Origin of the sequence: Nocardioides sp. NPDC051685 (genome assembly GCF_044453405.1) — a bacterium.
Classification (GTDB): domain Bacteria; phylum Actinomycetota; class Actinomycetes; order Propionibacteriales; family Nocardioidaceae; genus Nocardioides.
The window spans coordinates 82264-100790 of record NZ_JBITCR010000015.1 but is presented as its reverse complement, the minus strand read 5'-3'; the positions used below and the strand labels follow the sequence as shown (position 1 = coordinate 100790).

The window sequence follows — 18527 nt, the reverse complement described above, 5'->3', positions numbered from 1 at the left end:
GCCACAACAGGGGGTTCCGCCGGAAATCTCGTGACCGAGATCACCAAAGCCTACCCCGGAGTAGCTACTCGGGGTACGGCGATTTGAGGCCGAACGACGCGAGTCTGTAATCTTGACCGCAAGCGTGTTCGCGTAGGCCTCTCCCCTCTCACTTTCCCCGAGGGGCCGGATTGAGAGCTCGCACCACCACACGTCGAAGCACTGGAGATCATTCACCCATGGCGAACATCAAGTCGCAGATCAAGCGCAACAAGCAGAACGAGAAGGCGCACGAGCGCAACAAGGCCGTCAAGAGCGAGCTCAAGACCGTCATCCGCAAGTTCCAGGCCGCCGCCGCGGCCGGCGAGAAGGACGCTGCGGTCGAGACCGCCAAGGTCGCCGCCAAGAAGCTCGACAAGGCCGTCTCCAAGGGCGTCATCCACAAGAACCAGGCCGCCAACCGCAAGTCGGCGATCGCCAAGAAGGCCGCCTCCCTCTGAGGTTTCCTTCTCTGACAAGCCCCGTCCTCTTGGACGGGGCTTTCGTCATTCCTGCCGAGCCGTCCCCCGCGTCGGCCGAGTGGGCAGTTCTGGCGGCCGAGATTGCAGTTGTGGCGGACGAAAGTGGAGTTTCGTCCGCCACAACTGCAGATTCGCGCGCCAGAACTACAGAGTCGGCTTGCTTGTGTCAGCGCTGGCGAAGGGCGGCGATGGTGAGGACGAGGCGCTCGAGCGTGTACGCAGGGTCGCTGGCGGCGCCCTTGAGGTCGGCGTCGGCCCGGGCGACCGAGCGGAGGGCCTCGCCGATGGCTTCACGGGACCAGCCGCGGGCGAGACCGGCGATGGACTTCTGCTTCCAGGGCGGGGTGCCGCTGTCTCGGATGCCGGCGACGTGGTTGGCGACGGTGCGCAACTGGCCGGCCACGGCGGAGAGGACGTAGACCGGGGAGGAGCCGGTGTCGAGGGCCCAGCGGATCTCCTCGAGGGCCTTGACCCGGTCGCCGGAGATGATCGCATCGGCGATCACGTAGTTCTTCACCTCGGCGCGGCCTCCGAAGTATTGCTTCACGTGCTCCAGGCCGAGTCGCTTGGCGTCGTTGTCGCCAGCGAGCTGGCTCGCCGCGGCTGCCAGGGCACGGAGGTCCTGGCCGACCGCCTGGATCAGGAAGTCGGCGCCCTCCTCGTCGATGGTCGCCCCGTGCAGCCGCAGCTCGGCCTTGACGAAGCTGCCGAACTCGCGCGCCTTCAGCTCGACCGACTTGTGCTCGGTCACCTTCGGCAGCTTGCGGAGCTTGGCCAGCGTACCGCTGCCCTTCTGCCCTCCGCCGTGGACGAGGACGAGCGCGACCTCCTCCGACGGCATCCCGGCGTAGTCCAGCAGACCTGCCACCGACTCGTCCGGCAGGTTCTCCAGGTTGCGTACCACGACGCAGCGGATGCTCGAGAAGAGCGAGGGCGCACTCAGCTCGCCGAGCGTGGCCAGCGTCAGGTCGGCGGCGGTCGCCTCGGAGACCTCCGCCTCGGCGTCGTAGGCCTTCACCGCGGCCTTCGCTGCCGCGACCGTACGCTCCCCCAGGAACTCCTCCTTGCCGGTCACCAGCGTCACCCGACCCAGGACGTCGGAGGCCGAGAGGTTGCCGGTGGGGCTCGGTGCGGAGGCGGTGCGTGCCATGTTCAAACCCTCCCACACGGCACCGACATTCGAACCTGCGGCGCCGCGAGGAACGAGCGGCGGCGCAACGCGAGAAGGTCGAGCGAGCGCAGCGGCTGAGCTTGCGAAGCCGCGAAGCGGGTCGAGACCTATCGCGTCACCACGGCCACCTCGCCTCCCGACTCGACGACAGCAACCGACCCGTCGCGGTCGGTCCGATAAACCTTGGTGCCGCTCTCCTCGAGCCCCTGGATCGTGGCCGCAGCCGGATGGCCGTAGTCGTTGCGGGCTCCGACCGAGGTGAGCGCGACCTGCGCCCGCAGCGCACGCAGCCAGTCGAGGTCCTGGTAGCGCGAGCCGTGATGAGGCACCTTGAGCACGTCGATGTCGAGCCCGGCCAGGTCATCGGCAAGCTGGTCCTGCCCTTCCGGCTCGATGTCGCCGGTCAGCAGCAGGCGCAGGCCGTGGGACTCCACGAGGAGGACGACGCTCGCCTCGTTGGCAGTGGAGCCGTCACCGGGTCCCCGGGTATCGGAGTCGGCCGTGGGCCAGAGCACCTGGATCCGCACCTCGCCGATGGTGATGGTGGCTCCATAGGGAGCCGGGACCGGCACCACCCCGGCCGCACCAGCGGTCTCGCCGAGGACCCGGACGCCCTCGGGCGGGTCCTGGAGGCGTGAGGTCCACACCTCACCGACCCGTCGCCCCGCGAAGAGGCCTTCGACGCCGTTGACATGGTCGGCGTGGAAATGGGTGATCACCGCGAGCGGCACGTCCTCGACATCGAGCCGATCGAGACAGTCGTCGACAAGATCCGGGTCGGGGCCGGCATCCACGACGACGCCACTCCCCGCCCCCGTACGCACCACCAGCGCGTCTCCTTGCCCCACGTCGCACATCACCAGCACCCACTCCGCCGGGGGCCAGCCCGGGCTCGGCAGTCGCACCAGCGCGACCGCGAGCAGCACGAGGCATCCGGCGACTCCGGCGACCGGATGCCGCAGGACCCGTGGCGCCAGGAACGCGATCGCGGCGCAGAAGACCACCAACACCGCCAGCGCGAGCGGCCCGGTCGCCCAGCCGACCTCAGCGGTCGGCAGACCTGCACCGAAGCGGGCCACCGCGATGATCCAGGCGACGCACCAGGTCGCGATCGTGCCGGCGACCATCCCGAGTGGATCCCACACCAGGCCGAGCAGTCCGCCCAGGAGACCGAGCACCGTCGCCGGTGCGACGGCCGGCTCGACCAACAGGTTGGCGAGCACCGCGACCAAGCTGACCTGGCCCGAGATCGCGGCCACCACCGGAGTGCACGCCAGCTGGGCCGCGGCCGGGACCGCGATCGCCTCCGCGCACCACTGCGGCATCCAGCGCCGCAACGCGTCACGCCATGACGGCCCGAAGAGCAGGATCCCGGCCGTGGCCAGCACCGAGAGGGTGAACCCGATCGAGGTCGCCAGCCCCGGGTCGATCAGCAGGAGGCCGATCACCGCCGCGCCGAGCCCACGCAGCGCTCGTTGGCGTCCGTTCTGCGTCATCGCCAGGAGCCCGACCGCACCCATGGCCGCGGCCCGCACCACGCTCGGCTCGGTGCGGGCGAGCACGACGAACCCGACGATGCCGAGCACGCCGACGGCGTACAGCCCCCTCCCCCGCACCCCGGCCCAGCGCGCGACGATGAGCAGGAACCCCACCACGAGTGTCAGGTTGGTGCCAGAGACGGCGAGCAGGTGGGTGAGCCCGGTGGTGCGGAAGTCGTCGGCGAGGTCGTCGGAGAGCCCGGTGTCGTCACCGTCGACGAGAGCGGGCACGAGCGCGGCCTGATCCGGCGGTCGGTGAGCCACCGCGTCCCGGATCGAGCCACGCAGCGAATCGGAGGCTCGCCACCAGATCCCGGGGTCGGCGAGGATCCGTGGCTCACCAGCGATGAGCACCGCGGACTCCTCGTACGAGTCGCTCGTCGCCAGCCGGCCTGAGGTCGACACGGTTGCCCCCAGCGGCACGTCTGCCCACGCATCGTCACCGAGCACGACCACCGGCGTACGCAGCCGATAGACGACCCCACGGCCCCTGATCTCCCGCACACCGGCACGCCGGAGCTGGTAGGTCGTGTGCTGACCCCGCACCTCTTTCGGATCGGTCGTGACCGTGGCGATCACTCGCACCTGCGCCTCTCGCGCGGCCAGGTCCGCGACCGGGTTGTCACTGACCCGAGCGGCGTGCAGACCCGCGATGACCGCCGCTCCGGCGATCATCAGCACCAACGCCAGCGCCGTCGAGCGGCGCTTCCGGATCGCCCAGCCGCCACCGATGCCCACGATGACGGCGAGCAGCACGAGCAGAACCACGCCGAGCCGTCCGCCTGCCACGACAACGGGCCCGGCCAAGGCTCCCGCCCACGCACCGGCCCCGAGAAGCGGCAGCCGCAGGTCGTTCACAACGTGACCAGCGGCTCGAGGGAGTCGAAGGTCTTCGGCCCGATCCCGTCGACCTCGAGGAGCTCGTCGACGGAGGTGAAGGCGCCGTTGGTGGTTCGCCAGTCGATGATCGCCTGCGCCGTCACCGGCCCGACCCCCGGCAGCGTCTCCAGCTCCTCGAGAGAGGCGGCGTTGAGGCTCACCCCGGCCCCGGGCGCCCCCGCGGCCGGACCGCCGGAGCCGGGCGCCGCGGCGGCCCCTCCCCCATTGGGCGCGCCGACCACGATCTGCTGCCCGTCACTGAGGAGGGCGGCGAGGTTGAGCCCAGCGAGGTGCTTGTGCGACGCCCCGCCGGCGGCCTCGACGGCGTCCACCACCCGCGATCCCACCGGCAGCACGACGATGCCCGGCTTGGGCACCTTGCCCTCCACGTCGACCGTCACCGTCCCGGCCGACGCCCCCTCCGACGGCACCGCAGCGACGCCACCGGACGCCGCCGAGCCGGTCGGCAGAGACACCAGCGGGGAAGCCGACGGCGAGGCCCGGGCGGCGGGCGCCACCTCCGGGTCGGCCCGGATCATCCACCAGCACGCCGCCGCCAGCCCGGCGACCAGCACCAGCGAGACCACCACGAGATGCCACGGACCAAGGCGCACCCGTCCACGCAGCGGCTCGGGTAGCACCGCGTCGGGCGAGATCACGACCTGCCGCCGAGACGCGTGCCGCCCCGGGACCGGCACCACCGGATCCAGCTCCGCAGTGTCGGACGCACCGGGCCCGTCCCACCACGGTGGCTGCCAGTCCTCCTCGTCCTCGTCCTCCTCCCTCGGCGGCTCGAGCTCGGCGCGCAGCTGCTCCAGCCGCCGGCCTACGGCGTCGGCATGATCGGGGCTCGGTCGGGTCCGCATGACGCCGAAGCTATGCGCCTGCGCCGACAGTTCCGAGCGTGATTCCAGCGCCTGTGGAGAACCCGATCCTCAACCGCCCCTGTGGACGGCAACCGGCCCGAAATCAGGCCCAGAATCAGACCCAGGAGTCAGACCCGAGGCCCCACGACGACCGCCACGCACCCCGGCCCGACGTGCGCACCGAGCACCGCACCCAGCTCCCCGACGCGTACGTCACCGTCGATCTTGCCGTCCAGCGCCGAGGAGAGTCCCTCGGCCATCGCGGTCGCCCGGTCCGGGCTGCCCAGGTGCGCGACGACGACCTCGACGGCGTCGGCGTCCTCGCAGGCCTCGACCCCGAGGGCCTGCAGCCGGGCGATCGCCCGCTCAGCCGTACGCACCCGCTCGTGCGGCACGACCCGCCCCTCCTCGATGGTGAGCAGCGGCTTGACCGCCAACGCCGTCCCGAGGAGCGCGGCGGCAGCGCCGATCCGACCACCTCGGCGCAGATACTCGAGGGTGTCGACGTAGAAGTAGGAACGCGTCGCGGCGACCTGCGACAACGCGGCCTCTCGCGCCTCGGCAGCACTCCCGCCCCGCGCGGCCACCGCAGCGGCGGCCATCACCGCGAACCCGACCCCCGGCCCGACCAGCCGCGTGTCCACGGTGACCACCGGGATCGGAGCCTCCCGCGCCGCGAGCATCGAGGACTCGCAGGTCGCGCTCAGCTCCGCGGACAGGTGGATGGAGACGACCTCGTCGAAGCCCTCGGCCGCGAGCTTCGCGTAGACCTCCCCCAGAAGCGCCGGCGAGGGCCGTGAGGTCGTCACCGGCTTGTGCGCGGCCAGCGCCGTCAGCAGCGCTTCCGGCGACGTCTCCTCCACCCCGTCGTCGTACGACGTCCCATCCACGATCACCTGCAACGGCACCGATGTGATCAGCTCCGCGGCATCCCCGAGATCGGATGGAAGCATCGCGGTCGAGTCGGTCACGATCGCTACCCGGGCCATGCCTGTAGCCTATCGGGCCGCCCTACCTGACCAGAACCGCACGTTCAGCGTCATGAACCCGGTCCCCTCCCGTTCCACCGGACGTACCAGGTTGCCGCTGCAACGAAGTCGCGGCCAGGTCCCAGCAACGCAAGGAGTCCGACCATGACCGCCGAAAGCATCGAGAGCCAGCGTCGCACGGCTCCGGAAACCGGCTCCTGAGGTGAACCGGACCGACCGCCTGTACGCCCTGGCCGAGGAGCTCCGCGCCGCAGGGGCCGCGGGCCGCACCTCTCAGCGGCTCGCCGAGATCTTCGAGGTCAGCACCCGCACGATCGAGCGCGACATCTCGGCGCTGCAGCAGGCCGGCGTACCGATCCTCAGCCAGCAGGGCCGGCGAGGCGGCTACCGGCTGGACCGGAACACCTCGCTGCCGCCGCTGAACTTCACCCCCGCCGAGACAGCCGCCCTCGCGGTGGCCCTCTCAGCCGCCAAGGACACCCCGTTCGCCCGCGACCTGCGCAGCGCGCTGCGCAAGATCGTCGCAGGGTTGCCCGAGCACACCACCAGCCGGGCGCGCGACATGATCGACAGCGTACGCACCCTCGACGCTGCCGAGACCACCCACGACCAGGCCATCGCCGACACGGTCTGGCGGGGCGTACAACGTCATGAGCAACTGCACCTGACCTATCTCGACGTCGACGGCGCCCACAGCGAGCGCAACGTCGATCCGGGCCACCTGGTCGTCGGCCCCAAGGGCTGGTATCTCCTCGGCTGGTGCCACCTGCGGCAAGCGCAGCGGGTCTTCCGGCTCGACCGGGTCACGGCCGCCGATCTCACCGGGCTGCCCGCGCGTACGTCCGTGACCGAGCCCGACGACGTCGTCCTCTCCGCCATCTCAGGTTGGTGAGGAAACCCCGACATAGGGCTGTCGCCGAGGGTGACGACCCTGGTCGCAGGGACCGCGCTCGCCGTCCCGTTTCCCGACTCAGGAGAGACCATGTCTGCAACTCTTGGCTGGTTCCAGATCGCGACCAGCGACCCCGACCGCACCCAGCGTTTCTACGCCGACCTCTTCGGCTGGAACTTCGCACCGCACCCCGGCTCCGTCGCGGCCGGCAACGACTATCGGGTCATCCAGACCCCTGACGACACCGCCCCGATGGGCGGCCTCGCCGCCATCGCCGGCGACCAGCCACCGCACATGGTGGCCAGCTTCCTCGTCGAGGACGTCGACGCGGTGTGCACGAAGATCACCGACCTGGGCGGAAAGGTGGAGGCACAGCAGAAGAGCGTCCCCGGGGTGCCTGCCTTCGCCAACCTGCTCGACCTCGACGGCAACCGCTTCCAGGTCTTCACCCCACCGGCCTGATCCGGGAAACACGGCACCGCGGTACGGGGCGCGACGTCGAAGAACCCTAGGAGCGCCAGTCACGCATAGCGTGCCTGGCGCTCCTAGGGTCGGGAGCAGATCGGTCGTCAGACGACGATGTTGACCAGCTTCGGCGCGCGGACGATGACCTTGCGTACGGTCTGACCCTCGATCGCCGCGGCGATCGTCGGGTCGGCCAGCGCGGCGGCCTCCAGGTCGGCCTCGGAGATCGAGGGCGAGACCTCCAGGCGCGCACGCACCTTGCCCTTGATCTGCACGACGGCGGTCACGGAGTCCTCCACGAGCAGCTCGGGCAGAGGCGTCGGCCACGCGACGCGCGCGACCGTCGGCTCGTGCCCCAGACGCTCCCACATCTCCTCGGCGGTGTACGGAGCGACCAGCGAGAGCAGGATCGCGACCGTCTCCGCGGCCTCACGTACGGCGGGATCGGCAGCCCCACAACCCGAGTCGATCGCCTTCCGAGTGGCGTTGACCAGCTCCATCACCCGAGCCACGACCACGTTGAACCGGTAGGAGTCGATCAGCTGCTCGGCCTCGGCGACGGTCTTGTGAGTCGTACGCCGCAGCGCGACGTCCCCACCGGAGAAGTCGACACCCGGGGACGACGTCACGTCCCCGGCCAGGCGCCAGGCGCGCTGCAGGAACTTCACCGAACCCGCCGGCGAGACGTCGGCCCAGTCGATGTTGTCCTCCGGCGGGGAGGCGAAGACCAGCGTCAGCCGGGTCGCGTCGACGCCGAACTCTTCCAGCACATCCGACAGGTTCACACCGTTGCCCAGCGACTTCGACATCTTCTTGCCGCCGTTGATGACCTTGCCCTGCGACAGGTAGGCCGAGAACGGCTCGTCCCAGTCGATCAGGCCGATGTCACGCAGCGCCTTGGTGAAGAAGCGGGCGTACAGCAGGTGCAGCACCGCATGTTCGTCGCCACCCAGGTAGAAGTCGACCGGACCCCACTCGCGGGCCAGCTCGGAGGAGAACGCCTGGGTCTCGTCGGTCGGCGACAGGTAGCGCAGGAAGTACCACGACGAGTCGACGAAGGTGTCCATCGTGTCCGAGTCACGCGTGGCCGGACCGCCACACGTCGGGCAGGAGACGTTGACCCACTCCGTGGCCGCGGCCAGCGGCGAGACGCCCTTCGGCTTCAGGTCGGCGCCCTTCAGCTCGGGCAGCTGCACCGGCAGCTCGGCCTCGGGCACCGGCACCTCGCCGTCGACCGGGCAGTGGATGATCGGGATCGGCGCGCCCCAGTAGCGCTGCCGCGACAGCAGCCAGTCGCGCAGCCGGTAGTTGATCGTGCCCTTGCCGTGGCCCTCGGCCTCCAGCTTCTCGATGATCTTGTGGATGCCGCTCGCCTTGTCGGCGACGCCCTCCAGCTCCGGCGAGTTCACGTACGCACCGTCACCGGCGGTCGCGACGTACGTCTCCTCGGGGTTGTCCGCGCCCGGCACGTCCACGACGCGGCGCACCGGCAGCGAGAACGCCTTGGCGAAGTCCAGGTCGCGCTGGTCGTGGGCCGGGACGGCCATGACCGCGCCGGTGCCGTAGTCGGCCAGGACGTAGTCGGCGGCCCACACCGGGATCTGCTCGCCGTTGACCGGGTTGGTCGCGGTGACCCCCAGGTCGACACCGGTCTTGGGACGGTCGGTCGCCAGCCGGTCGATGTCGGAGGCCTTGCGTACGTCCTCCAGGTAGGCCTCCAGCGCAGCCGCCCGCTCCGGCGCCACGATCTCGGCAGCCAGTTCCGCATCGGCGGCCACGACCATGAAGGTCGCGCCGTACAGCGTGTCGGGGCGGGTGGTGAACACGGTCACCTTGCGCGTCTCACCCGAGGTCAGCGAGATCTCGAAGTCGACGTGCGCACCCTCGGACCGGCCGATCCAGTTGCGCTGCATGTTGACGACCTTGCCGATCCAGGTGTCCTGCAGCTTGTCCAGGCCGTTGTACAGCTCCTCGGCATAGGCAGTCGTGCGGAAGTACCACTGCGTCAGGTCACGCTTGGTGACCGTCGCGCCGCAGCGCTCGCACTCGCCGTTGACGACCTGCTCGTTGGCCAGCACGGTCTGGTCGTTGGGGCACCAGTTGACCGGGGACTTCTTGCGGTAGGCCAGGCCCGCCTCGTACAGCTTCAGGAAGATCCACTGCGTCCACTTGTAGTACTCCGGGTCGGAGGTGTGCAGCCGCCGCGACCAGTCGAAGGAGATGCCGTAGCGCTTGAACGACTCCGCCTGGGTCTCGATGTTGGCGTAGGTCCAGCCGGCGGGGTTCTCGTTGCGCTTGATCGCGGCGTTCTCGGCGGGCAGGCCGAAGGAGTCCCAGCCGATCGGGTTCAGGACGTCATAGCCCTTCAGCCACCAGTAACGAGCCAGCACGTCGTGCAGCGCGGTGACCTCGGCGTGGCCCATGTGCAGGTCGCCCGAGGGGTAGGGGAACATCGTGAGCGCGTAGCGCTTCTCGGCGCCCTCGCGCTGGCCCGCCTTGAACGGCTCCAGCTTCTCCCAGATGGGGCGCCACTTGTCCTGCAGCTCCACGACGTCGTACGTCGCCTGCTCGGTCTGCTCCTGCGTCATTGGTCTTTCGTCCTTGTCGATGTTCGTGCGTCAAGACTGCTTCTGGAACAAAGCTCTACAAATGAGAACGGCCCCTCACATGGAGGGGTAGCCGCGTGACCGGGGTGTGTCCCTCAGGGTCAGCGCGGCTGCCTAAGAAGCAGGACAGACATCTGCATGTGTCCAGGGTAGCCGACCACCGCCGCCATCGTCATTCGCAGCCCCGCTCATACTCCCGCGCCAGGCCCCGGTGACAGGGTCGAAGGCCTCTAGAAAGGCACTTTCGATACTCCATGAGTTCTGCCCTGCGGATCGACCGACAGAAAATATGGCCAGAGGGGCCTTCACCTATTGCGACGGCAAGTTCGAGCGTGCCAAACTGGCGACGCTCCGCTGCTCGTGATGTCGGTCGTGAATGAGGACCCCCCCATCTCATCCAAGGAACGCTCCGAGCAGCGGAGTCCAAATCTTTGAGGCCCGGCGACGAAGTCGCCGGGCCTCAAACCGATTTGGAGATCGAGCGAGCGCAGCGGCTGAGCGGCGAAGCCGCGAGGGCGCGAAGCGGGTCGAGATCCAGTCGCGTACACGGAGCCAGCACCACACCTACGGCACCCTGGTGACCCATTCCCGCGTGCCGTGCTTGCTCCCGACCAGCGCTGCCGCCTCGTCGATCGTGGCCTGATCGAGGCCGGCGTACGCCGCTCCGAAGCTCTGCTCGAACTCGGCCAGCAGCGCGGCGATGACCTTGTCGCGGCCCAGCCCGGTCTGCGAACGGATCGGGTCGACGCGCTTGGCAGCACTGCTGGTGCCCTTGTCGGACATCTTCTCCCGGCCGATCCGGAGCACCTCGAGCATCTTGTCGGCGTCGATGTCGTAGGCCATCGTGACGTGGTGCAGGACGCCGCCCGGGATCCGCTTCTGGGCGGCCCCGGCGATCTTGCCGACCGGCGAGGCGATGTCGTTCAGGCCGGCGTAGGCGGCCTCGATGCCGACGCTGCGCAGGCCGCGCAGCACCCACTCGTCGAGGAAGGCATAGGACTCCTGGAAGGACATCCCGGCCACGAGCGTGTCGGGCACGGCGAGGCTGTAGGTGATCGTGTTGCCCGGCTCGATGAACATCGCGCCGCCACCGGAGATGCGGCGTACGACCTCGATGCCGTGACGCTCGGCGGCGACCGCGTCGACCTCGTTGGAAAGCGACTGGTAGCTGCCGATCACGACCGCGCTGCTGGCCCAGTCCCAGAACCTCAGGTTCGGGGCACGGCGGCCCTCGGCGACCTGACGGACGATGACCTCGTCGAGGGCCATCTGCATCGTCGGCGACAGCGGCCCGGTCTCGACGATCTCGAGGTCGAGGTCGTCCCACGTCGTGGCCCGGCCGAGCGCCCGCAGCACCGTCAGGGCGATGTCGCGGGTGCCGAAGCCGACCAGCTCGGCGTCACGGGCGGCGGCGTCGAGGGACGCGGTCAGCTCGTCGAGGGACGCGTCGGCCGGCTGTCCCTCCAGCGCCGCGGTCAGCCACCCCAGCGCCTCGTCGGGTTCCAGGAAGAAGTCGCCCGAGAGGACGACATCGATGATCGTGTCGGCGGAGACCGTCGCGTCGACGACGACCAGCTTGCCGCCGCGTACCTTCCGCTCGCCATGCACTCGTTCACTCACAGTCTCTCAACACCGCGAACGCGGCGATTCATCCCGCCGAGGCGTCACCCGCGTCGGCCGAGACGTCTCTCCCGTCGGCCGACACGTCACTCCGGTCGGCCGACACGTCAACCTCTGCCAAGTCGGCCGACCTAGCTGACGTCTCGGCCGACCTAGCTGACGCCTCGGCAGGGTTTCTTCAGACGGCGGCGCAGGAGCCGGCGGTGTCGGCCAGGCGGGTGAGACCGGCCGGCCCGACCAGGGGCCGGGGGTCCTCGGCGAGCGTCCAGGCACCGTCGACGAGGACGTAGTCGCCCCGGACGTCACCCGCGAGAAGAGCCCGTACGCCGGCCACCAGCCGGTCCACGTCGGCGACCGAGGTCCCGATGCCGATGCTCGCGCGGACCGCGCCGCCGGACAGCCCGAGACGCTTGAGGAGCGGCTGGGCGCAGAAGCGGCCGTCGCGTACGCCCAGGCCGTGCTCGGCCGAGAGGTAGGCCGCGACCCGGCCGGGGTCGATGCCGTCGACGGTGAAGGTGACCACGCCGACGGGCTCGTCGGAGTCGGGCCACAACCGGATGACCTCGACCCCGTCGAGCGTGGACAGGCCGGCCACGAGGCGCCCCCTCAGCGACGCCTCGTGGCGGTCCAGCTCGGCGGCCGGAAGGCCGCCGAGAGTCGTGCACGCCGCGGCCAGGGCGGCGGCGCCGATGACGTTGGGCGAGCCGCCCTCGTGACGTGCGGGGGCGGGCTGCCAAGTCGCCTCGCCCACCTCGACGTCATCGACCGCCCCTCCCCCGGCGAGATAGGGGGTGCCGACGTCGAGCCAGTCGCGTCGCCCGACTAGGGCGCCGGCGCCGTAGGGCGCGTAGAGCTTGTGGCCGGAGAAGGCGACGTAGTCGGCGCCGGTCGCGGCCAGCGAGAAGTGCCGGTGGGCGAGCAGCTGGGCGCCGTCGACGAGGACCCGGGCGCCGTGGGCGTGGGCCAGGGTGACGATCTCGCCGATCGGCAGCGCCTCGCCGGTGACGTTGGAGGCTCCGGTGACGGCCACCAGCGCAAACCCGCCGCGGGCCAGCTCGGCGGCGAGGGCCTCGATGGTGCCGGCCAGGGTGTCGCGGCCGGCGATCGCGGTGACGCCCGCCTCGACGCGGTGCCACGGGAGCAGGTTGGCGTGGTGCTCGATGTCGAGGACGAGCACGCGCCCGGGTACGCAGCCGGCCAGCAGGTTCACCGCGTCGGTGGTGTTGCGGGTGATGACGGTGACGTCGTCCTCGCGCGCCCCCACATACGCACCGATCGTCGCCCGCGACTCCTCGTAGAGGGCGGTCGAGACCCGGGACAGGTAGCCGGCGCCGCGGTGCACCGAGGCGTACCAGGGCAGGACCTCGGCCACCCGGTCGGCCACGCTCTGCAGCGCCGGCGCCGACGCGGCGACATCGAGGTTGGCGTACGTCGTGGTCGTGCCGTCCAGCAGCGGGACCTGGGTGTTCGAGCCGACGAGCGGAAGCAGGGACATGGGGGCATCCTTCACAGGATCATGGCTCCCCAGGGCCGCACCACGGCTGCCCGGCGAAGCACGCGCTTGCCCGCGCCACCTCGGCGAGGGCCTGGTCGTCACCCGGAGCACCCCACCGCGTGGGAGGGTTGCCCGCCAGCAAGCCGGGGCTTCGCGCTGGCAGTCGTGACCTTCGCCGAACGATGCTGCCCGAGGCCGTCCGCGCTCACCAACTCGTCGTCTCAATAGGTGGGCGACGATCTCAGATCACGGACGCCCTTCCCAGGGATTGCCGCCACCGTTGCCCTTGTCGTCACAGGCACCGAAAAACTCCGCGATGGGGTCGCACTTCTCGCCCTTGTCCTCCGGCGGTGCGGGCGGCGCGATCAGCTGCTTCTCGTGACCGGGCTCCGGGTCCTGGCCGTCGACGTAGACCGGCTCCGGGAAGTTCTCGACCTCCTTGCCCTCCATGGCCTTGGCCATGATGGCCGCCCAGGTCTCGGTGGGATAGTCGGCGCCGAAGTAGGACGGCATCCAGCCGCCGTCGAGCCTCCCCTCGCCGTTGCCGCGCGAGTAGCGGACCGCGGTGGCGATCTGCGGGGTGAACCCGACGAACCAGGACGAGCAGACGTACTGCTCGTTGGTGCACGTGCCGGTGCCGGTCTTGCCGGCCACCGGCCGGCCGATGCTCTGGGCCTTCTGGCCCGAGCCGCTCTGCACCACACCCTGCATCGCGTACGTCACGTCGGCGGCGATGTCCTCGGAGATCGCGTGCCGGGCGTGCTTGCGGCCGTTCCAGCTGTAGAGGACGTTGCCGGCACGGTCGCGGACCTTCTTCACCACGTGCACGTCGTGGCGGTAGCCGCCGTCGGCAATCGTGGCGTAGGCGTTGGCCATGTTGATCGGGCTGACGTTGGCGCCACCCAGGGCGATCCGGTCGTCCTGGTCGGTGAGGTAGCCGGACGTGCTCGGAATGCCCGGATACTTCGGGGTGGCCTTGTCCGGCGTCAAGCCCGCCTCGAGCGCGGTCTCGTAGATCGCCTTGCGGCCCTCCTCGGGGCCGCCCATCGACTCGGTCATGTCGATGTAGGCCGTGTTCACGGACTGCTCCAGTGCCTTGAGCATGGTGATGTGCTCGCCGTAGTCGGTCCCGTCGGCGACGCCGGCCTGCTCCCCCTCGTTGACGACCTGGGACCCGGTGTAGGTCGTGAACGGCGAGTCGCCCGCCCACGTCGACTCGAGCGAGTAGCCCTTCGCGATCGCCGCCGCAGTGGCGAAGACCTTCATCGTCGACCCGGCGTGGCCACCGGTCGCGGCCCAGTTGTGCTGGCTGTCGAGATAGTCCTGGCCGCCGTAGAAACCGAGCAGGGCGCCGGACGCGACGTCGACCGAGGCGGTCGCGACGTGCAGGGCGTTCTTCTGGTCGGGGTCGTCCTTGACGTACGCCTTCCGGTTCTTCGGCTTCACCGTCTTGGCGGCCGTGGCCGACGCCGTCATCACCTTCGGCGAGAGCGTCGCGGTGATCCGGAGGCCACCGCTGTCGATCTTCTCCTCGGTGAACAGCGGCTTGCCGTCGGCGCCCTTCAGGCCGAGCAGCTCGGCCTTGATCATGGTGAGCGCGTGGCCGCGCTGACCGCCGAGCCGGCTCGGCACCGTCTTCGCGGGGAACTTCGGCAGCGCGTCCTTCACCTTGTCGGCGTCGGCCTGCTTCAGGTAGCCGAGGTCGACCATGCCGGAGAGGACGTACTGGTAGCGGCCGAGCAGCTCCTTCTCACCCCGGAAGGTCGAGCTGGCCGGGTCGAAGCCGCTCGGGTTGTTGAGGATCGCGGCGAGCGCCGCGGCCTGCTGGAGCGAGAGATCCTTGGCGGGCTTGGCGAAGTAGGCCTTCGCGGCCGCCTCGATGCCATAGGCACCGCGATGGAAGTAGATCGTGTTGAGGTAGTCGGTGAGGATCTGGTCCTTGCTCTTCTGCCGGGTCAGCTTCAGGGCGATGACCGCTTCCTTCAGCTTGCGCGAGTAGGACCGCTCGGAGTTGAGGTAGTAGTTCTTGACGTACTGCTGGGTGATCGTGGATGCGCCCCCGGCGGTGCCCTCGGTGGTGTTGGAGAACGCGGCCCGCACGATGCCCTTGAGGTCGACGCCGCTGTTCTCGTAGAAGGTGCGGTCCTCGGCTGCGACCACGGCGTGCTTGACCAGCTCCGGGATCTCGTCGGCGTCCAGCTTGATCCGGTTCTGGTCGCCCTCCTGGTAGCGGCCGAGCTCGGTCTTGCCGTTGCCGTAGTAGACGAACGAGGTCTCGACCTCGAACTCGGCGTTGGGGTCCGGGACGTTGATCCGGTGGTAGGTCACGATCGCCGCGACCGACCCGATCAGGGCGATCGCCAGGAACCCGACCAGCGTCACCTTCGCGGTGAGCCTCCCCCAGCGTCGCCAGCTCGGCGGGCCCGAGGTGCCGGAGCCCGTCCCCTTGGATGCCCTGGCCGCCGTCCACCTCTCGGCGGCCCAGACCTTGGCCGGCTCGACCTTGGCCAGCAGGTCCCGCGCCACCGACGGCTTGGGTGCCGCGCGCCGCGCACCCGGCCGGCTGGGAGTGGCTCGGGGCGGCTCGGCCGCGATCCGAGGGACCCGGGGTGGAGGCGGCGGGGGTGGGCGCCACGACGGCGGCGGACCGGTAGGACCCTTCGGAGGCTCGGCGCTCCGGTGTTCCATTGCTCCACCTGACCTAGGCGACTGATTGCGGCGGCCGATGATCCTACCCCGGCGGGTATGGAAACGGAGGCCGACCCCGTCAGGGGCCGGCCTCCGTCGTCAGGCGGTACGCCGCGGCGTACCGCCTCAGCAGATCACTTCTTCAGGTCGAAGCGGTCGTTCTCCATGACCTTGACCCATGCCTTGACGAAGTCGTTGACGAACTTCTCCTTGGCGTCGTCGGCACCGTAGACCTCCGCGAGGGCGCGGAGCTCGGAGTTGGCACCGAAGACCAGGTCGACGCGGGAACCGGTCCAGCCGTTGGAGCTGGTGTAGGTCGCCTCGTCGGCGGACGGGGTCCACTGCTGGTCGTAGTCGAGCAGGTTGACGAAGAAGTCGTTCGTCAGCACGCCCGGGGTCTTGGTGAAGACACCGAGGTCGGAGCCGTCCCAGTTGTTGCCGAGCACACGCAGACCGCCGACCAGAACGGTCGCCTCGGGGGCCGAGAGGCCGAGGAGGCTCGCGCGGTCGAGGAACAGGAACTCGGTCGGCAGGTTGAGGAATCCGGAGTCGTAGTTGCGGAAGCCGTCGGCGACCGGCTCGAGCCAGGCGAAGTTCTCGACGTCGGTCTGCTCCTGGGTCGCGTCGACACGGCCGGCGGAGAACGGGACCGTCACGTCCTGCCCCGCGGCCTTGGCGGCGAGCTCGATGCCCACGCCACCGGCGAGGACGAGCACGTCGGCGAAGGAGACACCGGTCGCGGCCGCGATCTCCTCGTACTTGGCGAGGACCGGCTCGAGCTCCTCGGGCTGGTTGACCTTCCACGAGATCTGCGGCTCGAGGCGGATGCGACCGCCGTTGGCGCCACCGCGGTGGTCGGACGTACGGTGCGTGGCCGCCGCCTTCCACGCGGTGGAGACCAGCTGCTGCACGCTCAGACCGGACGCGGCGATCGCGGCCTTGGCCGCGGAGATCGCGGCGTCGTCGGTCGCGCCGCCCTCGGCGGGGAGCGGGTCCTGCCAGAGCAGGTCCTCGGCCGGGACCTCGGAGCCGACGTAGCGGCTCTTCGGACCCATGTCGCGGTGGGTCAGCTTGAACCAGGCACGGGCGTACGCGTCGGAGAAGGCCTCCTGGTCGTCCCTGAACCGGCGGGAGATCTCGTCGAACTCCGGGTCCACGCGCAGCGCCAGGTCGGAGGTGAGCATGCGCGGCTCGCGCTTGCCCTCACCGTGCGCCTCGGGGACCATGTCGGAGCCCGCACCGTTCTTCGGGCGCCACTGCTTGGCGCCGGCCGGCGACTCGAACAGCTCCCACTCGTAGGCGTAGAGGATGTGGAAGAACTCGTTGTCCCAGCGGGTCGGGTGGTAGGTCCAGGTGACCTCGAGGCCCGAGGTGAGCGCGTCCGCGCCGGCACCGGTGCCGTGGCCGTTCTTCCAGCCCAGACCCTGCTGCTCGAGCGGGGCGCCCTCGGGGTCGGCACCGAGCATGTCGTCCGGGTGCGCTCCGTGGGTCTTGCCGAAGGTGTGACCACCGGCGATCAGGGCGACGGTCTCCTCGGAGTTCATCCCCATCCGGCGGAAGGTCTCCTTGATGTCGACCGCGGAGGACATCGGGTCGCTGTTGCCGTTCGGGCCCTCGGGGTTGACGTAGATCAGGCCCATCTGGACCGCGGCGAGCGGGGCCTGGAGGTCACGGTCACCGGTGTAGCGCTCGTCGTCGAGCCAGACCTTCTCCGGACCCCAGTAGATGTCGTCGTCGGACTCCCAGACGTCCGCACGACCGCCGGAGAAGCCGAAGGTCTTGAAGCCGCCCTCCTCCATCGCCACGTTGCCCGCCAGGACCATCAGGTCGGCCCAGGAGAGGTTCTTGCCGTACTTCTTCTTGACCGGCCACAGCAGACGGCGGGCCTTGTCGAGGGAGACGTTGTCCGGCCAGGAGTTGAGCGGCGCGAAGCGCTGCTGGCCACGGCCGGCGCCACCGCGACCGTCGTGGCTGCGGTAGGTGCCCGCGGCGTGCCAGGCCATCCGGATGAAGAGCCCGGCGTAGCTACCGAAGTCAGCCGGCCACCAGTCCTTGGAGTCGGTCATGACCGCCGCGATGTCCGCCTTGACGGCAGGCAGGTCCAGGGACTCGAAAGCCTTCGCGTAGTCGAAGTCCTCGCCCATCGGGTCGCTCACAGGGGCGTCCTTGGCGAGAATCTTCAGGTTGAGCTTGTTCGGCCACCACTCCTGGTTGGCACTGCCGGCGGTGGGGTGAACGCGGCCTGCGTTCATCACCGGGCACTTGCTCACGGCCTCTTCAGACATGAGATTCCTATCCGTTTCTGATCGGACTGGCTGCTGCCAGACGCTGTGATTCACATGTGTTGCACCGGCCGATGACGAGCTCGGCCGGCTCGGGCTCTACCCCTGGGACAGGCTGCAGTCCGCGCAGGTGCCCCAGTAGATGACCTCGGCCTCGTCGACCGTGAAGCCGTTGTCATCAGATGCCGTCAGGCAAGGCGCATGGCCGACGGCGCAGTCGACGTCGGCGATCGCCCCGCAGGAGCGGCAGACCACGTGGTGGTGGTTGTCCCCGACCCGGGTCTCATAACGAGCCACCGAGCCGGACGGCTGGATGCGACGTACGATCCCGGCGGCCGAGAGGGCGGCGAGAGAGTCGTAGACGGCTTGATGGGAGACGTCGGGAAGCCGCTCGCGCACCGCTCCGAGGATGGTCTCGGTGTCGGCGTGCGCGTTCTCGGTGACGGCCCCCAGAACGGCCACTCGCGGGCGAGTGACGCGCAGGGAGGCACCTCTCAGCAGCTGTTCGTAGTCCGCGTTCCCCACACCGCAGACAC

The 18527-nt window shown here is 69.7% G+C and carries 13 protein-coding genes and 1 riboswitch; of the genes, 3 read left to right on the top strand and 10 right to left on the bottom strand.

What is annotated here, in order from left to right; all coding sequences use genetic code 11:
• Positions 1-218 precede the first annotated feature (218 nt).
• Entirely contained in the window at positions 219-479 is a 261-nt protein-coding gene (rpsT, locus tag ACIA03_RS27680; RefSeq protein ID WP_396988629.1) for a 30S ribosomal protein S20, read from the top strand.
• Positions 480-666: 187 nt separating this feature from the next.
• On the opposite strand, the gene holA is transcribed toward rpsT, so the two are convergent.
• The 4 genes from holA to ACIA03_RS27660 form a co-directional block, all read right to left on the bottom strand.
• The gene (holA, locus tag ACIA03_RS27675; protein ID WP_396988627.1) at positions 667-1650 is read right to left on the bottom strand and encodes a DNA polymerase III subunit delta; all 984 of its coding nucleotides are present in this window, start codon (positions 1648-1650) and stop codon (positions 667-669) included.
• Positions 1651-1778: 128 nt separating this feature from the next.
• On the bottom strand, positions 1779-3977 hold the full coding sequence (locus tag ACIA03_RS27670; protein ID WP_396988625.1) for a ComEC/Rec2 family competence protein: 2199 nt from the start codon (positions 3975-3977) through the stop codon (positions 1779-1781).
• A gap of 86 nt (positions 3978-4063) precedes the next feature.
• Positions 4064-4954, bottom strand: a complete 891-nt coding sequence (locus ACIA03_RS27665) for a helix-hairpin-helix domain-containing protein (RefSeq protein ID WP_396988623.1) — start codon at positions 4952-4954, stop codon at positions 4064-4066.
• Positions 4955-5082: 128 nt separating this feature from the next.
• The gene (locus ACIA03_RS27660) at positions 5083-5943 is read right to left on the bottom strand and encodes a DegV family protein (protein ID WP_396988621.1); all 861 of its coding nucleotides are present in this window, start codon (positions 5941-5943) and stop codon (positions 5083-5085) included.
• Between the two features lie 202 nt (positions 5944-6145).
• On the opposite strand from ACIA03_RS27660, the gene ACIA03_RS27655 reads away from it, so the two are divergent.
• Positions 6146-6835, top strand: coding sequence for a helix-turn-helix transcriptional regulator (locus tag ACIA03_RS27655; RefSeq protein WP_396988619.1), 690 nt, complete (start codon positions 6146-6148; stop codon positions 6833-6835).
• Between the two features lie 90 nt (positions 6836-6925).
• Positions 6926-7297 (top strand): VOC family protein, encoded by a 372-nt coding sequence (locus tag ACIA03_RS27650; RefSeq protein WP_396988617.1) that lies wholly within the window; start codon positions 6926-6928, stop codon positions 7295-7297.
• Between the two features lie 107 nt (positions 7298-7404).
• On the opposite strand, the gene leuS is transcribed toward ACIA03_RS27650, so the two are convergent.
• The 6 genes from leuS to ACIA03_RS27620 all read right to left on the bottom strand — a co-directional run bounded on the left by leuS (position 7405) and on the right by ACIA03_RS27620 (position 18516).
• The gene (gene leuS / locus ACIA03_RS27645; protein WP_396988615.1) at positions 7405-9888 is read right to left on the bottom strand and encodes a leucine--tRNA ligase; all 2484 of its coding nucleotides are present in this window, start codon (positions 9886-9888) and stop codon (positions 7405-7407) included.
• Positions 9889-10470: 582 nt separating this feature from the next.
• The gene (locus ACIA03_RS27640; RefSeq protein ID WP_396988613.1) at positions 10471-11526 is read right to left on the bottom strand and encodes a biotin/lipoate A/B protein ligase family protein; all 1056 of its coding nucleotides are present in this window, start codon (positions 11524-11526) and stop codon (positions 10471-10473) included.
• 178 nt (positions 11527-11704) lie between these two features.
• Positions 11705-13021 (bottom strand): aminotransferase class V-fold PLP-dependent enzyme, encoded by a 1317-nt coding sequence (locus ACIA03_RS27635; RefSeq protein WP_396988611.1) that lies wholly within the window; start codon positions 13019-13021, stop codon positions 11705-11707.
• Positions 13022-13078: 57 nt separating this feature from the next.
• Positions 13079-13192, bottom strand: a riboswitch (SAM riboswitch).
• Between the two features lie 75 nt (positions 13193-13267).
• Positions 13268-15547, bottom strand: a complete 2280-nt coding sequence (locus tag ACIA03_RS27630; protein WP_396988609.1) for a transglycosylase domain-containing protein — start codon at positions 15545-15547, stop codon at positions 13268-13270.
• Positions 15548-15843: 296 nt separating this feature from the next.
• A complete protein-coding gene (gene katG / locus ACIA03_RS27625) occupies positions 15844-17994 on the bottom strand; it encodes a catalase/peroxidase HPI (RefSeq protein ID WP_396988607.1) in 2151 nt (716 codons plus the stop codon).
• A gap of 96 nt (positions 17995-18090) precedes the next feature.
• Positions 18091-18516 (bottom strand): Fur family transcriptional regulator, encoded by a 426-nt coding sequence (locus tag ACIA03_RS27620; protein ID WP_160028146.1) that lies wholly within the window; start codon positions 18514-18516, stop codon positions 18091-18093.
• Between the last annotated feature and the right edge of the window lie 11 nt (positions 18517-18527).